Genomic DNA, 21,866 nt, shown 5'->3' on the forward strand with positions numbered 1-21,866 from the left:
AGCGCCCGGGCGGTAAGTCGTTCCGCTGCGGATCGTCAGTCGAGGGGGCGCTGCCGGGAGGACTCGCTCTTCTGCAGGATCGCCGCGCCCAGCTCGCCCGTGACAACAATCGCCGGCGCCTCGGCGGACGCGGGGCCTGCCCAAATCGAGCCTCCGGTTGTCAGGCTCTCCACGGCCCAGTTCGCGGCGTCGTCCGCAGCGTCCGGAACGTTGGTCGAGTGCCGCGCCATCAGCGCCGGGGCACCCTCGAGAAAGGCGTCCACCTTATCCACAATGGCCGCGCGCAGGTCGCCCGGCTCCAGCAGGCCAAAGACGTGTCGCCGCATCGCGAGCGAGATGACCGCGTCGTGCAGATTCCAGACCGTCTCCAGGTCACGCGCGCAGCCCGCACCGGCAGCGGGAAGGGAGAAGGCATGGCGGCTCTCGGCCAGCACGCGCGTCAGCACCTGCTCACGCAGGGCCTCCACCACCTGCCTGCTACGGGCGAGCCCCTTCAGGCCGGAGAACATCAGGAGGCGGACGCGCCGGTAGGTCAGCACCTCCTCGGAATAGGCGACGTAGAAGGAGACCAAGCGGTCGCGGAGCGGGATCGCGCGGTCGTCCAGCAGCACCCCCCACTCCGGCTTCCAGTCGCCGGCGAAGGCGTCGTCCAGGACGCGCTCGATCAGCGCCTCCTTGTTCTCGAAATAGCGGTAGAGAAGCGGCTGCGTGATGCCGAGGCGCGCAGCCAGGTCGCGCGTCGTCGCCTCGAGCCCGGTTTCGGCGAAGAGATCGGCCGCGGCGGCGACGATCGATTGCTCGCGCGCCACGCCATGCGCGCGACGCCCTGGCGGCGCGCCGACTGAGCGGCGCAGCGGTGCGGATGTGGCGCTCGTCATCCGGTCAGGTCGCCGGATGGCCAAGGCCGTCCGCCGGAGCGCGGGTACGGCTGCCGAGCACGCCTATTTCAAGTCGAAATCGGAACATAATGCACGGATAACACAGGTCGTTCGCAACTTGAACCGTTCTTCTACAACTTTCCGTGTTGCCCGTAACAATTTCGACATCGCTTACGTTCTGAGACACGAAAGCCGGGCTGAAGGCGCTGAAAAGCTGCCTTTTTCACCTCGCCGTCTCCCGGCGAAGGAACCCTCTCCTTAGCGGATCGCGGCGACTGCCGGAGGCGTGCCCGACCCGTCCGGTCCGCGCATCCCGATTCGCCCGAGCCCGGGGAGCTTGATGGCTGGTCGCCGCAGGTCGATCCCGGCAACGGCGCCGAGGATGTTCACCTCCAGCCCCTCCACCCAGCCGAGCGTGAAGCCGGCATAGCCGCCGAACGTCAGGCTGAACCCGGTGCCGGAGGCCGTGGCCCGCAGCCAGCGACCGTCATAGGGATAGTCCTTGCCGATCGCCGTCGGCGGCAGGTTGACGGGGATGCCGGGCACCCCGTTCATCACTGCGGCCACGAAGGTGTTCGAGTTCGGCCCTGGCCAGGCGCGGTAGTCGCCCTGGTTCCGCCAGGCGTAGCCCGCGATGACCTCGCGCATGCGCGGGATCAGCGCCTGCGCCGCAGCCCCGTCGGCTGCGAAGACCACCTCCGGCACGCTCCCGAACCAGCGGCCGTCCGGCTCGAAGCCGTTCATGCGGATCGGCTCGCCCCAGGCGGTATAGTCGTAGCGCGTGTAGGCGTTCGCGCCCTCGGGCTTGAAGACGATCCAGCAATGCACCGCGAAGATGCCGCGCCAGCGCACCGTCGGTGCCGCGAAGACCCGAACCACCGCGTCCGGGCTGCGAGCGGGCGGCAGCAGGCCGGCGCTGGAGCGGTCGGCGCTCCACCAGTCGCGCGCCGCCCCGCCCGCCCCGTAGCGGGCGGCGGAAACCCCGAGCGGCAGGAGGTAGAAAAGGGCGAAAAGCAGCAGGCCAGTCTTCAGGATGGTCATATCCTCCCGCATATCTGGGCGGGTCCGCGCCCGCGCAACCGCGGGAGCGGGTCGGCCTGCGCCGGTCAGGGCTGCGCCCGCCGACCCCCGGCGCGGGGGCGGCAAGGTTGAAGTTGATGACCTCCCCGCCTAAGTAAGAGGCATCAACTTCGTCTGGTCCGGCCTGCTCTCATCAGCTCGTCACGAGCGCCGAGCCCGGTGTCCGTTACTCCTCGACGCTTGATCCGCCTCGTGACGCCACGGGGCGGCACCTGTTTGACGATCGGATCCCAGCCATGCCGACGGGCCCCCTGACTTGGTTCGACAAGACCAGGAGAGGCGGCGTCAGGCGGGCTGGGAAAGGCCCGGCAGGATCGCCCGCGCAAGGCGGCGCGCGGCAGGGAGAGGCCTTCCCCGGCGACCTGGCCGCGGACTGATCCGCCGGCCTCCAGACGTCCCGGCCCCGCACGCCGGGGTACCTCTTCAACGCGGGGCGGCGCGGGCGCCCCCGCTGGCCCATGCGAGGAACCACCATGCAGCGTCACAGCTACGAGATCGGCCAGAGTGTCGAGCTGGTCGCCGGGGTCCTCACCCCGCCCGGAATGACGGGCCAGTACGTGATCACCCGCCTCCTTCCCAATGACGCCTCCGACCGCGAGTACCGTGTGAAGAGCGAGCGCGACGGGCACGAGCGCGTGGTGCGCGAGAGCCAGCTCCGCGCTGGCCGGGCCGCCGCGCTCGGCAAGGCCTGGCCCGTCACCGGCTAACACAGCCGGCTGCGCCGGGGAGGCCATCCGGCCCCGCGTCGCCAGCCCCTCTCCGACGACCCTTTTCAGGCCACCGGCGCTCAGCGCCCGGACGGCCTATCCCGCCAAATCACGGAGGCACGCGTGTCGCAAACCAAGAGCACTTCCGGAACCGACCGGACCGATGCCGCAGGCCTGGAGGAGACGATCGCCTACTTGGCCAAGCGGCATCGCGTTTCCGTCGCCATCGTGCGCGAGATCGCGCGCAAGCTCGGCTCGGCCGAGCGCGGCGCGATCGAGCGCGAGATCGAGCGGGGCAAGTCCCGCCGCTGACCCGGCGGCGCGGACCCGCCGGCCCGCGCCTCTCCGCCATGCGCTCCCTCTGACTGCTTGGAGGCCGGCGCCTTTCGGCCCCAGGATGGGCCATGTCCGATCCGCCTCCCTATAGCGGCGCCGAACGAGGCGCCGATGCCGCGGTCCATGCCGCAGGGCTCCTCGCCGTGGCGGCCGGCTGCCTTCTCCTGGCCTTCCGGGCGCCCTTTCCCCCCGGCGCCACGCTTTCCATGGCACTGGGCCCCTACATGGCGGGGCTGGTCGCCACCTTCGCCTTCTCGGCCGCCTACAACCTCTCGCCGGCAGGACCACGCCGCGCGCTGCTGCGCCGGGCGGATCACGCTGCCATCTTCATCATGATCGCCGGCACTTACACGCCGGTCTCCGTGCTCGCGATCGGCGGCACCCTGGCGGCCGTCCTCCTCGGTTTCGTCTGGACGGGGGCGCTGATCGGCGCCGCGATGAAGCTCCTCGCCCCCGCGCGCTTCGAGCGCGGCTCGATCGTGGCCTATCTCGTCCTCGGCTGGGTCGGCGTGGTCGCGCTGGTGCCCCTCTCGCGAACCCTCAGTGGCTGGCAACTCGGCCTCCTCGCCGCAGGCGGGCTGCTCTACAGCCTCGGCGTGCTCGTGCATCTCGCGACCCGCCTACGCTACAACATCGCGATCTGGCACGGCTTCGTGCTCGCGGCGGCGGCCTGCCACTACGGGCTCGTGCTCAGCCTCGCGGCGGCTTGAAGGCGGAACGCCCGCCGAAAGGGTGGAAGCCCAACCATTCCATGCCTCGCCCGTTGTAATGCTGCACCGCAGCATCGATGTCGGAGGGAGTGGGCGAGCCTTTCGCCGCTCCCTGCGAGAGGATTTTTCATGCCTAACCCTAAGATCGACCTCAGCGCGCTCGTCCGCCTGCAGCGCCGCCGGCGCGAGGCCGTGGCGCGTGCGGGTGGGACCGGGGGCGGATCCGCGCTGACGGAGGTCACGGGCTTCGGCTCCAACCCCGGCGCGCTGCGCATGATGGTGCACGTGCCCGCCGACCTGCCACGCGGCGCGCCGCTGGTGGTGGCGCTGCACGGCTGCACCCAGAACGCCGCCGCCTATGACGAGGGCTGCGGCTGGTCCTCGCTCGCGGACCGGCTGGGCTTCGCCGTGCTGCTGCCGGAGCAGCAGCGGACGAACAACCACTCCCTTTGCTTCAACTGGTTCGAGCCGGGCGACATCGCGCGCGGGACCGGGGAGGCGCTGTCCATCCGCCAGATGGTCGCGCAGATGCTCGAGACACACGCGATCGACCCCGCGCGCGTCTTCGTCACCGGCCTGTCGGCGGGCGGCGCGATGACGGCGGTGATGCTCGCCACCTATCCTGAGGTCTTCGCGGGCGGCGCCATCATCGCGGGCCTGCCCTATGGCGCGGGCCTCGGCGTGGCGGAGGCGCTGCGCGCCATGTCGCGCCCCCCGTCCCTCGGCGCGGCCGAGCGGGGTGCCGCCGTGCGCGCAGCCTCCCCGCATCGCGGTGCCTGGCCCCGCGTCTCGGTGTGGCACGGCGGGGCCGACACCACCGTCGTCCCGAACAATGCGGAGGAGAGCGTCAAGCAGTGGCTGGACCTGCACGGCCTGGCCGCCGCGCGGCCGGTGACCGAGGCCGCCGCCCCCGGCGACACGCACCTGACCTGGCGCGGGCCCGGCGGGCGGGTCATGGTCGAGAGCCACCGCATCGCTGGGATGGCCCATGGCGTGCCGCTGCGCCCCGGCGAGGGCGGGGACCGTGCGGGCGCGGCCGGCGCCTATATGCTGGACGTCGGCATCTCCTCCTCACACGCCATCCTCGGCTTCTGGGGTATCGACACAGCCGCCGCGGCCCGTCCGCAACCGGCCCAGTCCCACCCCCTCGAGGAGCCCGCCTTCCGCCCGGAGGCCGCGGCCGCATCCCCTGCCGGGGCCCCGGCGGAGCAACCCTACCCCTCCCGGGCCAAGGTCTTCCCGCCCGCGCCCATCCAGGCGCGCAGGCCCACCCCCAGCCAGGGGCCGGTGACGCGCATGTCCGGGCAGGCGGAGGCCGACCCGCTTCTCAGCGGCCCCGGCGCCACCATCGTCCGCGCCCTGCGAGCGGCCGGCCTGATGGGAACGGGGCGGGACTGACGTATCCCGCACGCGGGCATGCCGCATTGACATCGCGGGAGGGCTGAGGCCGCTTAGGGCGTTATGCCGGCCGAACCCTGTACCCTCGCGCTGACTCCCGAGATCGAAAACCTGCTCGCGGCCCGGCTCTCCACGGGCGCCTACCGCGACGCGGCAGAGGTGATCCGTGCGGCCTTGCTGGCGATGGACCCCGCCAGCTCGACCGAGGACGCCGCCTTCCGCCTCCTTCTCGAGGACCAGCTTCGCATCCAGTCGGACGCCGGCGCCGCCATGGCCTGCGCGGCCGCCATGCTCGGGGCCCATCTCCGCGCCGCTCGCGCCGGCTACGGCGAGGTGGATGCGGAGGCCGGCACGATGTGGGTGGAGAGGGACTGGACCGACGGACAGGCGGTCAGCCTGGGCGGCCAGCTCCGCCGGCTGGAGGGCTTCGGCCAGGCCCTGGTCGCCGAGATCCGGGCGGGCCGGACTGTGGTGGTGGAGGACTGCGCCACGGACCCGCGCGCCGACGGCGCGCAGGAGCGGGCAAACTGGTCCGAGATCGGCGCCCGCGCGCTGATCGCCGCCCCGCTACTGAAGGCGGGGGTGTTGCACGCCATCCTCTACGTGCACGCCGACCGCCCCCGGCGCTGGTTCGCCGCCGAGGTCGATCTCCTCCGCCATGTGGCGGAACGGACCCAGGAAACGGTCGCCCGCGCGCGGGCCGAGGCCGCGCTAAGGGAGAGCGAGGCCCGGCACCGTGTCCTCTTCGAGAGCGCGCCCTTCTCGGTGATCGTGATCGATCCCGCGACGCACAGGGTACTGGAGGTCAACGAGCACGCCTGCGCCACCTACGGCTACTCGCGCGAGGAGTTCACGCGCCTCAACATCGCCGACATCGACGCCCTCGGGCAGACAGCGGCGATCCGTAAGCAGGGCCGCGCCGGAGCCATCCGGCCGGGCCTGCAGCAATTCGAGGCGCGCCACCGCACCCGCACCGGCGAGGTGCGGGACGTGCTGGTGCGTGCGCAGGGCCTGCGCCTGGCCGGCCGGGACCTGACCTACGGGGCGCATTTCGACATCACCGACCGCAAGGCGGCCGAGGCGGCGCTCCGTGCCAGCGAGGCGCGGCTCCGCCTCACGGTGGAGGCCGCGCGCCTCAGCACCTGGGAATTCGACCTGCGCCAAGGGACCGGCTCGCGCGCCGGCCCGCTGATGAGCACGCTTCCCCAGCTCCCCCCCGGCGACTTCCCCCTCGAGCGCTGGCTTGAGGCGATGCATCCGGAGGAGCGCGATGACGTCGAGGCACGCTTCTGGGCCGTGGTCCGAGGCGAGAGCCCGCGCTTCGAGGCAGAGTTTCGCGTGCGCCGCCCCGGGGGCGAATGGGCCTGGGTCTCCTCCTTCGGCGCGGTCGTGGAGCGGGACGCGGCGACCGGCGCGGCCCTGCGCGTGGCCGGCGTCGCGCAGGACATCACCGAACGCCGCTCCGCCGAGCAGCGCCGCGCCCTACTCATGCGCGAGGTGGACCACCGCGCGAAGAACGCGCTCGCCGTGGTGCAGGCAATGCTCCGCCTCACCCGGGCCGAGGACCTGGAAACCTACCGTCGCGCGGTGGTCGGCCGGGTGTCCGCGATCGCCCGCGCCCAGACCCTGCTCGCCGAGGACCGCTGGTCGGGCGCTGACCTGCGCGCCCTTCTCCAGGGGGAGCTGCAATCCTTCCTCGGCGGCGAAGGACAGCGCGCCCGCCTGGAAGGCCCGCCCGTGACCCTGCCAGCCGGCGCCACCCAGCCCTTCGCCATGGCGGTGCACGAGCTGGCGACGAACGCGACGAAGCACGGCGCCCTGGCGGTGCCGGGCGGCCAGCTCTCCATCACCTGGGATATTGCCGAGGGGCCCAACCTGCGGCTCCGCTGGATGGAAGCAGGCGGCCCCCCGCTGCACGGCACACCCGACCGCCGCGGCTTCGGCTCCCGCGTGCTGGAAGGCACGGTAAACCAGCAACTCGGCGGCTCGGTGAGCCTGTCCTGGGCGGAGACAGGGCTCGTCTGCGATATCGTGATGCCGCTGCCGCCGGATGGGTAGGCGCTTTCTTCTTCGGCGTTTCTGGTGACGCCGAGCGAGAGGAAGCACGAATTCTTCCTCTCGCCGGCCCCTCTCCATCATCTTTTTCGACGGGTTTGAACCACTGAACGGCCGGTGCGCCCTGGGTCATTCACTCGAGGCGACTGCACGTGCAGGAAAAGCGCCGAGAAAGAGCCAGCACTCAATTACCGCATCCGCGAAAGCCAGACTGGGATCCAAGGGCCTCAGGCCCTCTCCTGAAACGGCCTAACCATGGTCACGAAGAACAAGGGCGAGGCTCCGCAGCATGGCGGCCGTGGCGCCCCAGATGAGTTGCGTCTCGTGCGGCCAGGTCCAGTACTGGCGGGCGCGGCCACCGAAGACGCCGCTGCGCCGCTCGGGCCAGGCGGGGTCCAGCAGCCGGGAGACGGGGTACTCGAACACCTCCGCCACCTCCGCCGGCTCGGGGGTGAGGGTAACCGGCGGGTCGAGCAGCGCGACGATGGGAATTACGTGGAATCCCGTGCCCGTCACCATGGCCGGCAGGCGGCCGGCGATGCGGGGCAGGCGCGGGTCCAGGCCCACTTCCTCTGCCGCCTCGCGGATGGCGGCGGCTTCCGGCGTCTCGCCCGGCTCGATGCGGCCGCCGGGGAAGGCCACCTGCCCGGCATGGGCCGAGAGCGTGGCGGCGCGAAGCGTGAGCAGCACCGTTGGTTCCTGGTGCAGGAGGATCGGCACCAGCACGGCGGAGCGGCGGACGCCCTCCTCCGCCCTGGCATCGGCCGCGCCGCGCGCGAGACGCGCGGGATCGGAGAGCCGAGCCTCGATCTCCGAGGGCAAAAGCGTCCTGGCCGGCGCGAGCGGCGCCGGAAGGCGATCGATCGTCTCCGGCGCGGTCACGCCACTTCGTCGTCCACGGAGAGGCTGTCGTCCAGATCGGCCTCCTCCTCGGAGGGGCTGTCGTCGATCACGAAGAACACGCCCTCGCTCCAGACGCCCGTCACCTCTCGCCCGTCCACCACCTCTGTCTGGGAGAGGGCGACCAATTCGTAGAAGACGGGGCGGCTGATCCGCGCCTCCAGGCCGGGGCGGACGGTGACGTAGGGACGCGGCTCGCGCGTCACGGGGTCCACCTCCACCCGAATGGGGTGGTTCTCGTCGGCGGTCACCATCTCGTCGAGGTTGGTGCGGAAGGTGAGGCACTGCCGGGCGCGGCGCGTGCCGCCGGCCTCGCCGTCACAGGCGGTGCCGCTGCAGCAATGGCCCCAGTTCAGCTCCACCGCGACGAAGGGCACGTCCTCCACCTCGATGCGGCCCCGCTCCACCGGCGTTTCCAGCCAGTAGCTGCCATCGGCCTCCCGCTTCAGCACGGAGGCGAAGAGGCAGACGAGCGGTCGTCGCCCAATCGGGCTGCCTTGGTAGTACCAAGTGCCGTCGCGGGCGATCCGCATATGGAAGTCGCCGCAGATCGTTCGAGGCATCCGCACGGGCTGAGGCGCCATCATGGACGCCAGAACCGGCGCGGCGCTTTTGCTGCCGCCTGTAACATCATGCATCCCCAGCGCCATGTGACTTCCTCCGCGCCATCGAAGGGCCCTACCCTCCCCATTCGCCCGGCACGCCTCCATGTAGCCCGGAGTGGCGAGGGTCAGGGCGTTACCCTCGGGCAATATGAGAAGGGGCCACCCGTGGTTGAAGTGCCCGGCACAAAGGAAGCGACGGCTGATGCAGAGAAGCTGCTCGGCGAGGCCGAGGCGCTCTCCGCCCGCCTGGGGCGCGTCAGGGCCGCCGTCGGCCGGGTGATCCTCGGGCAGGAGGAGGTGGTGGAGCAGGCGCTCGTCACCCTTCTGGCCGGCGGGCACATGCTGCTCGTGGGCGTGCCCGGCCTCGGCAAGACGAAGCTGGTGGAGACGCTGGGCACGGTGATGGGCCTCGATGCCCGGCGCGTGCAGTTCACGCCCGACCTCATGCCCTCTGACATCCTTGGCTCCGAGGTGCTGGAGGAAGCGGAGGGGGGGCGCCGCGCTTTCCGCTTCCTGCGCGGCCCTGTCTTCTGCCAGTTGCTGATGGCCGACGAGATCAACCGCGCCTCGCCCCGCACCCAGTCCGCGCTGCTCCAGGCGATGCAGGAGCGGCGCGTCGCAATCGGCGGCCAGGTGCTGGACCTGCCCGCCCCCTTCCATGTGCTGGCGACGCAGAACCCGATTGAGCAGGAGGGCACCTATCCCCTGCCCGAGGCACAGCTCGACCGCTTCCTGCTGGAGATCGAGATCGGCTACCCCGACGAGGCCGCCGAACGCGCCATGCTGCTCGCCACCACTGGCGCCCGCGAGGCCCGGCCGGAGGAGGCGCTGCGGGCGGAGGAGCTGATCGCCGCCCAGTCCCTCATCCGCCGCCTGCCGGTGGGGGAGGCGGTTCTGAACGCCATCCTCCGCCTCGTGCGCGGGGCGCGGCCGGACACCGCCAGCCTTCCCGCCGTGAAGCAGCACCTTGCCTGGGGGCCGGGCCCCCGCGCCGCCCAGGCACTGATGTTGGCCACCCGCGCGCGGGCCGTGCTGGACGGCCGCCTCTCCCCGAGCGTGGAGGACGTGCTGGCCCTGGCCGAACCCATCCTGCGCCACCGCATGGCGCTCGGCTTCGCCGCCCGCGCCGAGGGCATCCGGCTCAGCGAAGTGATCGACGCGCTGAAGGCCGATCTTGCCTAGGCCCGGCGCCGAGGCCGCGCTTCCCCTTCGCGCCGAAGCCGCCGCCGCGCGGCTGCCGCCCCTGGTGGTGGCCGCGGAGCGGGTGGCGGCCACGGTGATGCAGGGCGTGCACGGCCGCCGCCGCTCCGGCCAGGGCGACGCCTTCTGGCAGTTCCGCCCCTACCTGCCCGGTGACGACGCCGCCCGAGTGGATTGGAGGCAGAGCGCGAAGTCCGACCGCCTCTACCTCCGCGAGACGGAGTGGGAGTCCGCCCAGACCGTTGCCCTCTGGCGCGACGCGGCGCCGGGGATGGACTGGTCCGGCGCGGCGGGGCGGCCGACCAAGGGCGAGCGGGGGGAGCTTCTCCTCCTCGCCCTCGCCTCCCTCCTCCTTCGCGGGGGCGAACGGGTACGGCTGCTCGGCGGCGGTCGCGGGCTGTCCGGGCGCGGCGCCTTGCCGGCCCTGGCGATGCGCCTGGAAAGCCAGTCCGGTCCGCCAGCTGACGAAAGCCTCCCGCGCCACAGCCGCGCGGTCCTGTTCGGCGACTTCCTGGCGCCGCTGGATGAGTTGCGCGCCACCCTTTCCCCCTTGGCCGCCGCCGGGGTGCGCGCCACCCTCGTCACGCTCCGGGATCCCGCGGAGGAAACCCTGCCCTATGGCGGGCGCATCCGCTTCGAGCCGCTGGACGGCACCGACCACGCTCTCGTTCCCCGCGTGGAGGGTATTCGCGCGCTCTACGAGGAAAGGCTTCTCGCCCACAGGGAGGGACTGGCCGCGTTGGCGGGCTCTCTCGGGTTCCGCCTGCTCTCCCACCGCACCGATCACCCGCCCGAGGCCGCGCTGATGGCCCTGTGGCAGGCGCTGGCACCAGGGGGCACGCGATGATGGCCCATACGGGCGGAACCTGCGGGTGATGGGCGCCCTCTCCTTCACCGCGCCCTGGCTGCTGCTTGCCCTCGCCGCTCTGCCCCCCCTCTGGTGGCTGCTGCGCGTGACGCCGCCGACGCCGCGCACCCAGTCCTTCCCCCCCGCCCGCTTCCTGCGCGACCTGCCGGCGGTGGAGGAAACCCCCGCCCGCACGCCCTGGTGGCTGCTGCTGCTGCGGCTGGTGGCCGCGGCCCTCATCGTGCTCGGCCTCGCCCGCCCCGTCTGGAACGCCGCGCTCGGCGATGCGGAGGAAGGGCCGCTACTGGTCACCATCGACAACGGCTGGGCCTCGGCCGCCGACTGGCCGGACCGGATGGCCTCTGCCGGTGCCGCGCTGGACACCGCCGCCCGCGCCGGTCGCCGGGCCGCCATCCTGGCCACCGCCCCCGCCGCGACGGGCGAGGCGCCCCGCCCCACCGCCTGGATGCCGGCCGAGGAGGCCCGCGCCCGCCTTGCCGCGCTGCGTCCGCAGCCCTGGGCGCCCGACCGGCCGGCAGCATTGGCCGCGCTTTCTGCTTGGCGGGAGGGCGGCTTTTCCAGCCTCTACGTCACCGATGACATCGCGCACGGCACCGACGACGGCGCGGCGCTGATGGCGGCGCTTGCCACGGCAGGCCCCCTGCAGGTGGCGCGCGGCGCACCCGGCGCCGCCCGCGTCCTTCTTCCGCCGCGCGCGGAGGCGGACCGCCTCGTCCTCAGCCTCCGTCGCCCGCCGGGGGGCGAGGCGGGGGAGGCTGGCGTGCTCGCGATGACCCCGGATGGCCGCGCCCTCGGCCGAGCCGTCCTGCCGCTGGCCGCCGGCGCCACGGAGGCGGAGGGCGCGCTGGAACTGCCCATCGAGATCCGCAACAGCGTCACCCAGCTCGCGCTGGAGGGGGACGCGCCCGGCGCCGCCGGCATGGTGCTGCTGGACGAGCGCTTCCGCCGTCGCCCCGTGGGCCTTCTGGCCGCAGCGGAGGAATCCGCGGACACGCCGCTCACCGGCTCCCTCTACTATCTCGACCGCGCCCTCTCCCCTACGGCCGAGATCCGGCGCGGCACGCTTGAGCAACTTCTTTCCCGCCGCCTCTCGGTGCTGGTGCTCGCCGACCGGCCGCTCGCGGACGGGCCGGAGATCGAGGCGGTCACGCGTTTCGTCGAGGGCGGCGGGCTGCTGCTGCGCTTCGCCGGCCCGCGCCTGGCGGAGCGGGGCGATCGCCTGCTGCCCGTGCCGCTGCGCGCGGGGGAGCGGGCGCTGGGCAGCGCGCTCTCCTGGGAACGACCGCAGACCCTCGCCCCCTTCCCCGAAGGCAGCCCCTTCGCCGGGCTGGTGCCCCCGCCGGAGGTGACCGTTACCACCCAGGTTCTGGCCGAGCCGGTCCCGCGCCTGGCGGAGCGCAGCTGGGCCCGGCTCTCGGACGGCACGCCGCTTGTCACCTTCGAGAACCGGGGCGCGGGGCGGATCGTGCTGTTCCACGTCACCGCCAATGCGGACTGGTCGGACCTGCCGCTCTCGGGCCTCTATATCGACATGCTGCGCCGCCTCGTCGCCCTCTCAGCCGGCGTGGCGGGCGGAGAGGGCGCGGCCAGCCTCGCACCGATCGAGACGCTGGACGGCTTCGGCCGCCTCGGCGCGCCGCCGCCCGCCGCCGGGCCGGTCGCGGCTGCCGCGATCGACAGCGTCGTGGCCGGCCCGCGCAACCCGCCGGGCTGGTACGGCACCGTGGGTGAGGGCGGCGAGCGCCGCGCGCTCAACCTCTCGGCACGCCTGCCGCCGCCCGCCGCCATGGCCCCTGCCCCCTCCGGCGCGCGCGAGAGCCGCATCGGCGGCGTGCCGCCGGAGCGCGACCTTGGCCCCTGGCTGCTGGCGGCCGCGCTGGTGCTGCTGGCGCTCGACCTGCTGCTCTCGCTCCAGAGCCGCGGCCTCGGGCTGCGCGCGCGGGCGGCGGTGGTCGCGCTGGCCCTGCTCCTGCCTGCCGTCGCGAACGCGCAGGGTGCGCCGCCCGACGGCGCGGCGGCGCTGGCGACCCGCCTCGCCTATGTCGTGACAGGTGACGCGCAGGCGGACGAGGTTTCGCGCCAGGGGCTCGTCGGGCTGTCGGACTACGTGAACCGCCGGACCGCCGCCGGCCTCGCGGAGCCCGTGGCGCTGCGGCCGGGGAGCGATGATCTCTCCTTTTACCCGCTGCTCTACTGGGTGGTGCTGCCCGAGGCCCCCGCGCCCGATTCCGGTGCGGTCGCCGCGCTGAACGCCTTCATGCGCAACGGTGGGATCATCGTCTTCGACACGCGCAACGAGGGCTCGGGCGAGGGTGTCTCCCTCGGCGCGGACGCGGCGCTGCGGCGGCTGACGCGGAACCTCCAGGTGCCGCCGCTGGCGCCCCTGGCGGAGGACCACGTGCTCAAGCGCGCCTTCTACCTCCTGCCGGACCTGCCCGGCCGCTACGCCGGCGGCCCCGTCTGGGTAGCGCGCGACACGGACCGGGCGAATGACAGCGTCAGCCCGGTGATCATCGGCGGGCACGACTGGGCGGCGGCCTGGGCGGTGGATGCGCGCGGCGCCAACCCCTATGCCGTGCTACCCGGCGGCGCGCGGCAGCGGACGCTGGCCTACCGCTTCGGCGTCAACCTCGTGATCTACGCGCTGACCGGCAACTACAAGGGCGACCAGGTGCACGTGCCCGCCATCCTGGAGCGGCTGGGGAACTGATGGTTCGCTCCCTCTCCTCCATCGACCTCGCGCCCATTCTTCCTTACTGGCTGCTGGCGGCGCTGGCGGTGCTCGCGGTGCTCGCGCTGCTGCCCGCGATCATCCGGCGCGCGCGCGGGGCCTGGTGGCGGGCGCTGGCTTTCCTGCTGATCCTGGGCGCCATCGCCAACCCGCGCCTCGTGCAGCAGACGCGGGAGATGCGGCCGGACATCGCGCTGCTGGCGGTGGACAACAGCGCCTCCACCACCGTCGCCGGACGCGACGCCGCCATCGAGAAGGCTCGCGCCGCCATCGAGGCGCGCGCCGGCCGGCTGCCGGATCTGGAATTGCGGACGGTCACCGCGGAGGAGGGCGGCAGCCAGGGCACGCGCCTCTTCGCCGCGATCGAGCGTGGCCTCGCTGACATCCCGCGCGCGCGGCTGGCGGGCGTCATCGCGCTGACGGACGGGCAGGTTCACGACGTGCCGCGCGACCTACCGATCGAGGCGCCACTGCACGTTCTGCTGCCCGGCCGCGCGGGCGAGGTGGACCGGCGGCTCCGCATCATTGAGGCGCCGGGCTTCGGCATCGTGGGCCGCGGCGTGGAGCTGCGGCTGGTGGTGGAGGACCTCGGCGTGCCCGCCGGCAATGCCGCGCCGCTGCGCCTGACCATCCGACGCGACGGCGGCGCGCCCCGCACCGAGAGCGTGCAGCCAGGCCGCGAGCAGCGCATCGCGGTGCCGATCGAGCGCGGCGGCCCGAGCGTGATCGAGATCACCGCCGAGGAGCGCCCGGGCGAGGTCTCCACGCTCAACAACACCGCCATCGTCACCGTGAACGGCGTGCGCGACCGGCTGCGCGTGCTGCTGGTTTCCGGCGAGCCCCACGCCGGCGAGCGCACCTGGCGCCGCCTGCTGAAGGCAGACCCGAATGTCGACCTCGTCCACTTCACCATCCTGCGCCCGCCGGAAAAGGACGACCTGACGCCGCTGAACGAGCTGGCGCTGATCGCCTTCCCCGTGCGCGAACTGTTCCAGCAGAAGCTGCGCGAGTTCGACCTGATCGTCTTCGACCGCTTCTCCAACCGAGGCATCCTGCCGCCGCAATACCTGCGCAACATCGCCGAGCACGTGCGCCAGGGCGGCGCGCTGCTGCTCTCGGTGGGGCCGGAGTTCACGGGGCGGGAATCCCTCGCCAACACGCCGCTCGGGGCGGTGCTGCCCGCCCGTCCCCTACCCGGCAACCAGGCGTTGCTGGAGGCGCCTTTCCGCGCGCAGGTGAGCGACGCCGGGCTGCGCCATCCCGTCACCGAGGGGCTGACGGGCGCCAACGCCACCACTGCCGATGCCGCGAGCTGGGGCCGCTGGTACCGCATGCTGCGCGCCGAACCCCGCGGCGGCTCCACGGTCATGAACGGGCCCGACGGCAACCCGCTCCTGCAACTCGACCGCGTGGGCGAGGGGCGAGTGGCGCTGCTGCTGTCGGACCAGATCTGGCTGTGGTCCCGCGGGCATAATGGCGGCGGCCCGCAGGCGGAGCTGCTGCGCCGGATCGCGCACTGGCTGATGCGCGAACCGGAGCTGGAGGAGGAGGACCTGACCGCCTCCATCGCCCAGGGGCGGCTGACCGTCACGCGCCGCAGCCTCGCGGATGCACCGCCGCCGGAGATCACCGTCACCGCACCGGACGGCACCCGGACCCGGCACACGCCAGAGCGCCGCGAAGGCGGGCGGGCCGTGGTGGAACTGCCCGCCACCCGCGCCGGTGTCTGGTCCGCGACGGATGGCGCGCGCACCGCCTTCGCCGCGGCCGAAGCCGCCAACCCGCCGGAGGTGGCGGACCTGCGCGCCGACCCCGCGCGGATGCAGCCCCTGCTGGTCTCCTCCGGTGGCACGGCGCGCTGGATGGGCGACGGCACCGCCCTGCCCGACCTCCGCCGCGTCTCCACCGGACGCGACGCCTCGGGACCTGGCTGGATCGGGCTCGTGCGGCGGGAGGACCACACGGTGACCGGCATCTCCGCCCTGCCGCTGCTGCCGCCCTGGCTGGCGCTGCTGCTGGTGCTTGGCGTCGCGGTAATCGCCTGGCGGCGGGAGGGGCGCTAGGCCGAAGTTTCCGGCGAAAGACGGGCGCGGCTGGCCGGAAAAATGAAGATTGGCTGCAGGAATAATGATGATCCCCCAGCAAGCCGCAAGGTCAGTAGCGCAACGTTCCCCTTCTTTGAGCAGGCTGGCAGGGCTTTTTCCACACCGTGCCGCGGAAGATCGTTGCCAGTCAGGCTTTTCGCTGTCGCGGAAAGTCTCCTTCTTGTGCGAGAGGTGACGTCCGGCTGTTTTACCTAGCAGAACGCTTGGTTATTGGCGTTCCGGCAAACGGAACGTCGGCGGTGGCCCCTGCCATCCGGTTGGAGAAGACCATGCGATCCTCGACTGCTGCCTTAGCCCTCTCCTGCTTTCTTCTACCGGCTGCTGCCTCGGCCGCGCCGCTGCTCTACGAAGCCGCCCTCGATCCGGCCAACGGGTCCGGCGTGACCGGGACCGCCCGGTTCAGCCTCGACGGCAACACGCTCCTCTTCAACCTCGTCGCAAACAATGTGGTCGCTGGCCAGCCGCACCTCCTGCATGTGCACGGGCAGGACATCTCCCCCGGCGTCCCGCTCGACACGCCCGCGCCCCCGCCGCCCGTGCCGCCGAACGGCGACCTGAACAACGACGGGGTTGTGACCACGCCCGAGGCGGTCAGCCAGATCGGTCCCGTCATCCTCTCCCTCGCGCCGCACGATCCGGGCACGAAGGCGGAGCTTCTCGGTGTCACCGCGGCGACCACGACGCTCGTCTACAACGCTGTCTTCAATCTCGGGCAGAACGTGACGGAGCCGGGCTTCACGACGGCCGACCTGCTGCCGCTCGATTTCCGCGTCTTCGACATGCACGGGGGCTTCGCCCTCGCGGGGCCGACCGCCGGCACCTACGATCCCAACCTGCCGGTCGCCGCGGGCGCGATCCGTCCCGTCGCGGTGCCGGAACCGGCTTCGATGACGCTCATGCTCACGGGCGTGCTCGGCCTTGGCCTGGCCTATCGCCGGCGCGGCGCCCGCCAGGCCTGAACCCGGCCCGCGGGGGCTCGCCGGCCCCCGCGGCGCATTGCTTTTCCCCGCGGGAGGCGCTCAGGCCTCCTCCACTCCGCACCAGTCGGCGATGAAGCCGGCGATGGAGAGCGTGGCCTTGCGCAGCAGGTCGAGATTCGTCCGCTCGTCGAAGCCGTGGTTGCCCTCTCCGCCTGGGCCGTAGCAGAGGGCGGGCATCGCGTAGTAGCGGCCGTAGTATCGGGTGTCGTTCACGGCGGTGGAGAGGCGTTCCTCCATCGGCGCCTCAAAGGCGGCCTCGTGGGCGCCGGCCAGCAGGCGCTCCGCCTCGCTGCCCGGCGCCAGCACGTAGCCATCGGCCTGGAAGCCGTGCCAGGTGATCTCCGGCGGGTTGTTGGCGAGGAAGGCGTCGCCGGCGCGGGCCTCGGCCACGCAGCGCTCCACGCCGGCCATCACCTCGGAAACCTCCATGGAGGGCGTGAGGCCGATGCGGCAGTCCACCTCGCACCAAGCGGGGGTGGAGGAGGCCCAGTCGCCGCCGCGGATGATGCCCGGGTTGAACTTGATGGGGTTCCGCACCGCGCCGAAGGAGGGATCGCGCTCCGCCGCCCTGTTCAGCGCCACCGTGTGGTCCTGCAGCGCGCGGATGAGGTGCATGGCGGAGAGGATGGCGTTGGTGCCGGCATCCGCGACCGCCACGTGCACGGGAACGCCGCGCACCCGCAGCCGGAACCAGAGCGTGCCGGTATGCGCGCGGGTGATCGTGCCAGCGGTGGGCTCGGGGATGAGGCAGGCATCGGCGCGGTAGCCGCGGAGCAGGGTCGCGAGCGCGCCGTTGCCGGTGCTCTCCTCCTCCGTCACGGTTTGGAGATGGACATCGCCGGCCAGGCGCAGGCCGGCGTCTCGGATCGCGTCCATGGCGAAGACGATGGCGGAGACGCCCGCCTTCATGTCGTTCGCGCCGCGCCCGTAAAGCCATCCGTCGCGCACCACGCCGGCATAGGGCGGGTGCGTCCACATCTCTGCGGGCCCTTCCGGCACCACGTCGATATGGCCCTGGAGGATCAGGCTCCGCCCGCCGGGGTTCCGGGCACGGCTGGTGGCCACGACCTGGACCGAGGCCGCGGGATCCACGTCCACCATGGGCGCGGCCTTCTCGTGCGAGGCGAGGGGCACGTCCGCGAGGGTAAAGCGGTCCACTGCGTAGCCGCGGGCAGCCATGGTGCGGGCGAACCAGTCCTGCAGGGGCGCCTCGCGGCCGCGCAGGCTGGGGAAGCGGACGAGTTCCGTCAGAAAGGCGGTCTGCGCCTCGAAGTTATGGTCGACGGCGCCGCGCAGGCGGGCGAGGAGGGCGGGATCGGGCAAGGCGGGGTGTCCTTCGCGTCGGAGCCGGGGGGTTCCTCCCCCTGCCCCATCCTTTTCCGCGCGGCGCCCTCGCGCCAGGGGGCGAGGACGCTCAGGCACCAGGAGCGGGACGAAAGAGCTCAGCGAAGCCTGGGAAAGATCATGAGAAGGGCCAGGAGGCTGAGGCAAATGGCCCTGCCGATGGCCGAACGGCCGCCGGACCCACCCTTCATAGCCCAAGCCAATTCCTCAGGGCGCGGTAACGGTGACCTCGAGGCGCATCCTCGGGTGGATGCCGCAGAAAGCGGTGTAGCGGCCGGCGGTGGGGAGGCGCCAGGTGACGGTCTGGCCAGGGTCCTGGATGCCGCTGTTGCGCTGCAGGTCCGGCGAATCGATGCGGATGTTGTGCGCGGTGGTGTCGTCGTTGACGATCTCGAGCGTACCGCCGGGGGTGAGGGCCACGCGCAGGGGCGCGAACTGGCGGTTCTTCTGCGAGACGCGCGCGCGGGCCACGGGCGTGATGCCGGGCGGCGGGGTGGGCGCCACGGGCGGCGTCGCCATCTCGGGAAGCGGCGCGTCGGGGGCGCTGGTCAGGGTGTTGAGGAAGGCGATCAGGTCCGCGCGCTGGCCGGGATCGAGGGAAAGGCGGCGCGGCAGCTCCGGCGGCAGCGTCGGGCGATCGACCACGCCGCGCTCGTAGTGGTCCAACACCGCCTCGATCGTCGGAAGCGAGCCGTCGTGCATGTAGGGCGCGCGCCGCATCGCCTCGCGCAGCGTGGGCGTCTTGAAGGCGTGGTCGGCGCGGGACTCGCCCAGCACCGGGCCGCGGCCGAGGTCGGGCGGGGCCTCGGGGCGCGGCGGGAGGCCGATGTCGTAGAAGGCGTAGTCCGTAAAGGCCCAGCCCTCGTGGCAGGTGGCGCAGCCGGCGGGGCCGTTGAACACCGAAAGGCCGCGACGCTCGGCAGGGGTCAGGGCGCGGTCGTCCCCCTCCACCCAGGCATCGAAGCGGGTGCGGGGGGAGACGAGCGTGCGCTCCCAGGCGGCCAGGGCGCGGACGAGGTTGTCCTGCGTGACCGCCGGCGTCGCTCCCGGGAAGGCGGCCGCGAAGGCGGCGCGCCAGGAGGCGTCGGCGGCCATGCGCTCCACCAGGGCGCCGAGGGGCTGGCCCATCTCCTCATGCGCCTCGATCGGGGCGGCGGCCTGGGCCTCCAGCCCCTCGGCGCGGCCGTCCCAGAAGAGGAACGGCGCCCAGGCGAGATTCCAGATCGTGGGGGAGCGGCGCCGCAGCGGCTTGCCCTCCGCCCCGCGCGCGAGGGAGAGGCCGTCGCTGAAGCCATGCGCCGGCTGGTGACAGCTGGAGCACGACATCTTGCCAGTGGAGGAGAGCGAGGGGTCGAAGAAGAGCCGCCGGCCGAGCTGGGCGCGGGCGGCGGTGGTCGGGTTGTCGGCAGGGGTTGGCGGCGGTTCGGCCGGGCGGCGATAGGCGGCGCGGAGCGCGGCGTCCTCGGCGGCCGAGCCAGGGTCGGCGGAGCCAGCCGGGGAGACCAGCGCGCTAAAGCTCAACGCCGACGCCAGCACGAGCGCCGAGGCCAGCAGCCCGTCGAGGAGGCGTGGCCTCACCGCCAGCGCAGCGCCGCCCGCTCGAAGCGCGCGACGGCCGCGATGAGATCCGTGACGCTCATCGCCGGGGTGGCGGGCGGGCGCGGGGTCGGCCAGGCCGCACGAAGGGCGGAGAGCGCCTCCTGCGCCTCCGCCCAGTCCCGCGCGCCTTGCGGGGCGGCACGGAGCGTGGCGGCGTTGCGGTTCAGCAGCGCCTCGGTCTCGATGAGGAAGCCGCGGCCGTCCTGGTACTCCACGACATTGGCCATGCGGCCATCCTCGATCGCCGCCTCGTACTCGGCGGCGGCGGCGCGCATGGTGCGGGCCGCGACCTCCGTCACGAAGGAGGCCGAGTTGCGCGCGCGCGCGGGCACGCCGGCCGCGAGGGCGCGATCCACCCGCGAGAGGGCGTCGCGATAGGCGGCCTCCAGGCCCGGGCCGCCGCGCTTGGCCCGCGCGCGGTTCGAGAGGGTTTCGAGCGCGGCGGCGAAGCCGGGGGCGCGGCGGCGGCGAAGCTCGGGGCGCAGGTCGTCGTAGATCTCCTCCATCGGGTGGAGGAAGTGGAACACCGCGTCGTCCCAGTTGCCGGCGCGGGCCAGCTCCATCCCGATCGCGAGGTGGCCGCGAACGAGCATGAGCTGCGCGGCGAAGGCCACCTCCGGCGAGGCGCCGAAGGTGATGCCGCGCTCGCCGCCCTCTCCCCCTTCGCCACCCTCACCGCCCTGGCCGGCGGTCATGCCGCCATGGCCGGCATGCGGCGTCGCGGCCGGGGCGGGCGGCACCACGACGGGCGCGGGCGTCGCTGGCGTGGGAGCCACAGCCGGGGACGGCGCAGGTGTCGCCCCGGGGATGACCACCGGCAGGTCGGCCGACGGCGGCTCGGGGGCGGGAACGGCGGCCGGCGGGATCGGCGGCGCGGGATCGGCGGCCGGCGAGGATGCGGCGGGCGAGGGCGCAGCTGCCGACGAGGGCGCGGCGGCTGGCGATGGCACAGCGGCCGGCGGGGGCGCCGGGGTGGCGGGCGTGGCCGGCTGGTCCTGGAAGAGCACGGGCACGTCGGCCGGCGGCTCGGCCGACGGGATCGCCTCGGGGGCGACCGGCGGGGCCGGGCGGGACTCCTCCGTCACAGGGGCGGGCTGCGCCTGGCCTGGCGGCACCGGCGCGCCGGCAAGGGCGAAGGCCCCCACCCCGAGCCACAGCCGCAGCGGGCCGAAACGCACCGGGCCACTCCCCATGGGCAAGCTCTCCTGTCAGGCTCGACGTGATGATTCTCTGCATCCCCAATGTGCTGCCCGCCGAGGACATCGGCAAGCTGCGCGGCCTGCTGGCCAGGGCCGCCTTTACGGAAGGCGCCGCCACGGCCGGCTGGCACGCCCGCCTCGTGAAGCGGAACGAGCAGGCGGATCCGGCGGATTCCCTCGCGCGGGAGGCCGGGGGGATGGTGCTCGCGGCGCTGGAGGCGAATGAGGTGTTCCGCGCGGCGGTGCTGCCCCGCCGGCTGCGCGCGCCGCTTCTCTCCCGCACCACACCCGGGCGAACCTACGGCACGCATGTGGATGACGCACTGATGGGCGGCGCCGCCCCCTCCGATCCCTGGGGCGAGGCGCCGCTGCGGGCGGATGTCGCGGTCACCCTCTTCCTCTCCGATCCCGACACCTATGACGGCGGCGAGCTGATGATCGAGACCACGGCCGGCGAGATGGCCGTGCGCCTGGGGGCCGGGGAGGCGGTGGCCTATCCGGCCGGCACGCTGCACCGCGTGGCCCCGGTCACGCGCGGGGAGCGGCTGGTGGCGGCGACCTGGGCGCAGAGCCTCGTGCGGGACCCGGCGCAGCGGGAGATCCTTTTCGATCTCGACGCCGCGCGGCGCGATGTCTTCGAGCGGGAGGGCAAGTCGCGGACCTTCGACCTGCTGGCCAAGTCCCGCGCCGCGCTGCTGCGCCGCTGGGCAGAGACGTGATCGCCCGCCTTACGGCAGGCAGGGGGCGGCACCAGATAGGGGGCATGCGCCGCATCCTCCCCCTTCTGGCCGTCACGGCCCTCGCCCTCTCGGCCTGCGCGACCCGGCCGAGCCTTTCGGAACGCCTTTCAACCTATGTCGGGCGCTCCGAGCTCGAGCTCGTCTCCGCACTCGGCGTGCCCACGCGCAGCTACGAGACGGGCGGGGAGAAGTTCCTCGCCTATGAGGAGCAGAGCACGATCGCGCTGCCCGGCGGCGTCGCGGGCGGGCCCTTCTACGGGCCGTTCGGGGGACCTTTCGGGCGCGGCTACTACGGCGGCGCCTATGCGGGCTTCGGCACGACCTATGCGCCCGTGCAGTGCGACGTGACCTTCGCCCTGCGGCAGGGGCGGGTGGCCTCCTTTACCTACCGGGGCCAGGGCTGCAGCTGAGGGCGCGACGGCGGGTGTGGC

19 protein-coding genes are annotated in these 21,866 nt (G+C 73.0%); 12 read left to right on the forward strand and 7 right to left on the reverse strand.

The genetic code is table 11. The annotated features are described in order from the left end of the window. Nucleotides 1-35 precede the first annotated feature (35 nt). Both BO39_RS14180 and BO39_RS14185 read right to left on the reverse strand, forming a co-directional pair. Nucleotides 36-878: a TetR/AcrR family transcriptional regulator gene (locus BO39_RS14180; protein ID WP_084698111.1), complete on the reverse strand. Its 843-nt coding sequence runs from the start codon at nucleotides 876-878 to the stop codon at nucleotides 36-38. A gap of 258 nt (nucleotides 879-1,136) precedes the next feature. After that, complete coding sequence (locus BO39_RS14185) at nucleotides 1,137-1,919, reverse strand: DUF3750 domain-containing protein (RefSeq protein WP_211257455.1); 783 nt, start codon at nucleotides 1,917-1,919, stop codon at nucleotides 1,137-1,139. A 512-nt stretch (nucleotides 1,920-2,431) separates the two neighbouring features. Here BO39_RS14185 and BO39_RS14190 point away from each other — a divergent pair. The 5 genes from BO39_RS14190 (at nucleotide 2,432) to BO39_RS14210 (ending at nucleotide 7,167) form a co-directional block, all read left to right on the forward strand. After that, nucleotides 2,432-2,665 carry a hypothetical protein gene (locus BO39_RS14190; protein ID WP_043834388.1) on the forward strand — a complete coding sequence of 78 codons (234 nt, stop codon included), beginning with the start codon at nucleotides 2,432-2,434 and terminating at the stop codon, nucleotides 2,663-2,665. Nucleotides 2,666-2,788: 123 nt separating this feature from the next. Continuing rightward, complete coding sequence (locus BO39_RS14195) at nucleotides 2,789-2,977, forward strand: hypothetical protein (protein WP_043834390.1); 189 nt, start codon at nucleotides 2,789-2,791, stop codon at nucleotides 2,975-2,977. A 92-nt stretch (nucleotides 2,978-3,069) separates the two neighbouring features. Next, nucleotides 3,070-3,711, forward strand: a complete 642-nt coding sequence (gene trhA, locus BO39_RS14200; protein WP_043834392.1) for a PAQR family membrane homeostasis protein TrhA — start codon at nucleotides 3,070-3,072, stop codon at nucleotides 3,709-3,711. Nucleotides 3,712-3,840: 129 nt separating this feature from the next. Then, nucleotides 3,841-5,109, forward strand: coding sequence for an extracellular catalytic domain type 1 short-chain-length polyhydroxyalkanoate depolymerase (locus tag BO39_RS14205; RefSeq protein ID WP_052402082.1), 1,269 nt, complete (start codon nucleotides 3,841-3,843; stop codon nucleotides 5,107-5,109). 63 nt (nucleotides 5,110-5,172) lie between these two features. Then, nucleotides 5,173-7,167 carry a PAS domain S-box protein gene (locus tag BO39_RS14210; RefSeq protein WP_052402083.1) on the forward strand — a complete coding sequence of 665 codons (1,995 nt, stop codon included), beginning with the start codon at nucleotides 5,173-5,175 and terminating at the stop codon, nucleotides 7,165-7,167. 246 nt (nucleotides 7,168-7,413) lie between these two features. On the opposite strand, the gene BO39_RS14215 is transcribed toward BO39_RS14210, so the two are convergent. Both BO39_RS14215 and BO39_RS14220 read right to left on the reverse strand, forming a co-directional pair. After that, nucleotides 7,414-8,046 carry a CoA pyrophosphatase gene (locus BO39_RS14215; protein ID WP_052402084.1) on the reverse strand — a complete coding sequence of 211 codons (633 nt, stop codon included), beginning with the start codon at nucleotides 8,044-8,046 and terminating at the stop codon, nucleotides 7,414-7,416. Next, a complete protein-coding gene (locus tag BO39_RS14220) occupies nucleotides 8,043-8,627 on the reverse strand; it encodes a DUF1285 domain-containing protein (RefSeq protein WP_245615174.1) in 585 nt (194 codons plus the stop codon). Before BO39_RS14220 ends, BO39_RS14215 begins: the two co-directional genes overlap by 4 nt. Before the next feature lie 207 nt (nucleotides 8,628-8,834). Between BO39_RS14220 and BO39_RS14225 the strand changes: the two genes are divergently transcribed. The 5 genes from BO39_RS14225 (at nucleotide 8,835) to BO39_RS14245 (ending at nucleotide 16,532) form a co-directional block, all read left to right on the forward strand. Beyond that, a complete protein-coding gene (locus BO39_RS14225) occupies nucleotides 8,835-9,851 on the forward strand; it encodes an AAA family ATPase (protein WP_043834395.1) in 1,017 nt (338 codons plus the stop codon). Next, entirely contained in the window at nucleotides 9,844-10,716 is an 873-nt protein-coding gene (locus tag BO39_RS14230) for a DUF58 domain-containing protein (RefSeq protein WP_043834397.1), read from the forward strand. Before BO39_RS14225 ends, BO39_RS14230 begins: the two co-directional genes overlap by 8 nt. A gap of 28 nt (nucleotides 10,717-10,744) precedes the next feature. Next, nucleotides 10,745-13,447 (forward strand): DUF4159 domain-containing protein, encoded by a 2,703-nt coding sequence (locus BO39_RS14235; protein WP_043834400.1) that lies wholly within the window; start codon nucleotides 10,745-10,747, stop codon nucleotides 13,445-13,447. Then, complete coding sequence (locus BO39_RS14240) at nucleotides 13,447-15,531, forward strand: membrane protein (protein WP_043834402.1); 2,085 nt, start codon at nucleotides 13,447-13,449, stop codon at nucleotides 15,529-15,531. The genes BO39_RS14235 and BO39_RS14240 overlap by 1 nt, the downstream gene beginning before the upstream one ends. Nucleotides 15,532-15,842: 311 nt before the next feature. Continuing rightward, nucleotides 15,843-16,532 (forward strand): PEP-CTERM sorting domain-containing protein, encoded by a 690-nt coding sequence (locus BO39_RS14245; RefSeq protein WP_156963688.1) that lies wholly within the window; start codon nucleotides 15,843-15,845, stop codon nucleotides 16,530-16,532. A 60-nt stretch (nucleotides 16,533-16,592) separates the two neighbouring features. On the opposite strand, the gene BO39_RS14250 is transcribed toward BO39_RS14245, so the two are convergent. From BO39_RS14250 to BO39_RS14260, 3 genes are all read right to left on the reverse strand, one after another. Then, nucleotides 16,593-17,876 carry an ArgE/DapE family deacylase gene (locus BO39_RS14250; protein ID WP_043834406.1) on the reverse strand — a complete coding sequence of 428 codons (1,284 nt, stop codon included), beginning with the start codon at nucleotides 17,874-17,876 and terminating at the stop codon, nucleotides 16,593-16,595. A gap of 228 nt (nucleotides 17,877-18,104) precedes the next feature. Further along, nucleotides 18,105-19,475 carry a cytochrome c peroxidase gene (locus BO39_RS14255; RefSeq protein ID WP_052402086.1) on the reverse strand — a complete coding sequence of 457 codons (1,371 nt, stop codon included), beginning with the start codon at nucleotides 19,473-19,475 and terminating at the stop codon, nucleotides 18,105-18,107. After that, nucleotides 19,472-20,689, reverse strand: coding sequence for a hypothetical protein (locus BO39_RS14260; protein WP_043834409.1), 1,218 nt, complete (start codon nucleotides 20,687-20,689; stop codon nucleotides 19,472-19,474). Before BO39_RS14260 ends, BO39_RS14255 begins: the two co-directional genes overlap by 4 nt. Before the next feature lie 29 nt (nucleotides 20,690-20,718). On the opposite strand from BO39_RS14260, the gene BO39_RS14265 reads away from it, so the two are divergent. Together BO39_RS14265 and BO39_RS14270 are read left to right on the forward strand one after the other, a co-directional pair. Further along, nucleotides 20,719-21,414 (forward strand): Fe2+-dependent dioxygenase, encoded by a 696-nt coding sequence (locus BO39_RS14265; protein ID WP_043834412.1) that lies wholly within the window; start codon nucleotides 20,719-20,721, stop codon nucleotides 21,412-21,414. A gap of 44 nt (nucleotides 21,415-21,458) precedes the next feature. Further along, on the forward strand, nucleotides 21,459-21,845 hold the full coding sequence (locus BO39_RS14270) for a hypothetical protein (RefSeq protein ID WP_043834414.1): 387 nt from the start codon (nucleotides 21,459-21,461) through the stop codon (nucleotides 21,843-21,845). The last annotated feature ends 21 nt before the right edge of the window (nucleotides 21,846-21,866 follow it).

The organism is Roseomonas aerilata DSM 19363 (assembly GCF_000711725.1).
Lineage (GTDB): Bacteria > Pseudomonadota > Alphaproteobacteria > Acetobacterales > Acetobacteraceae > Roseomonas > Roseomonas aerilata.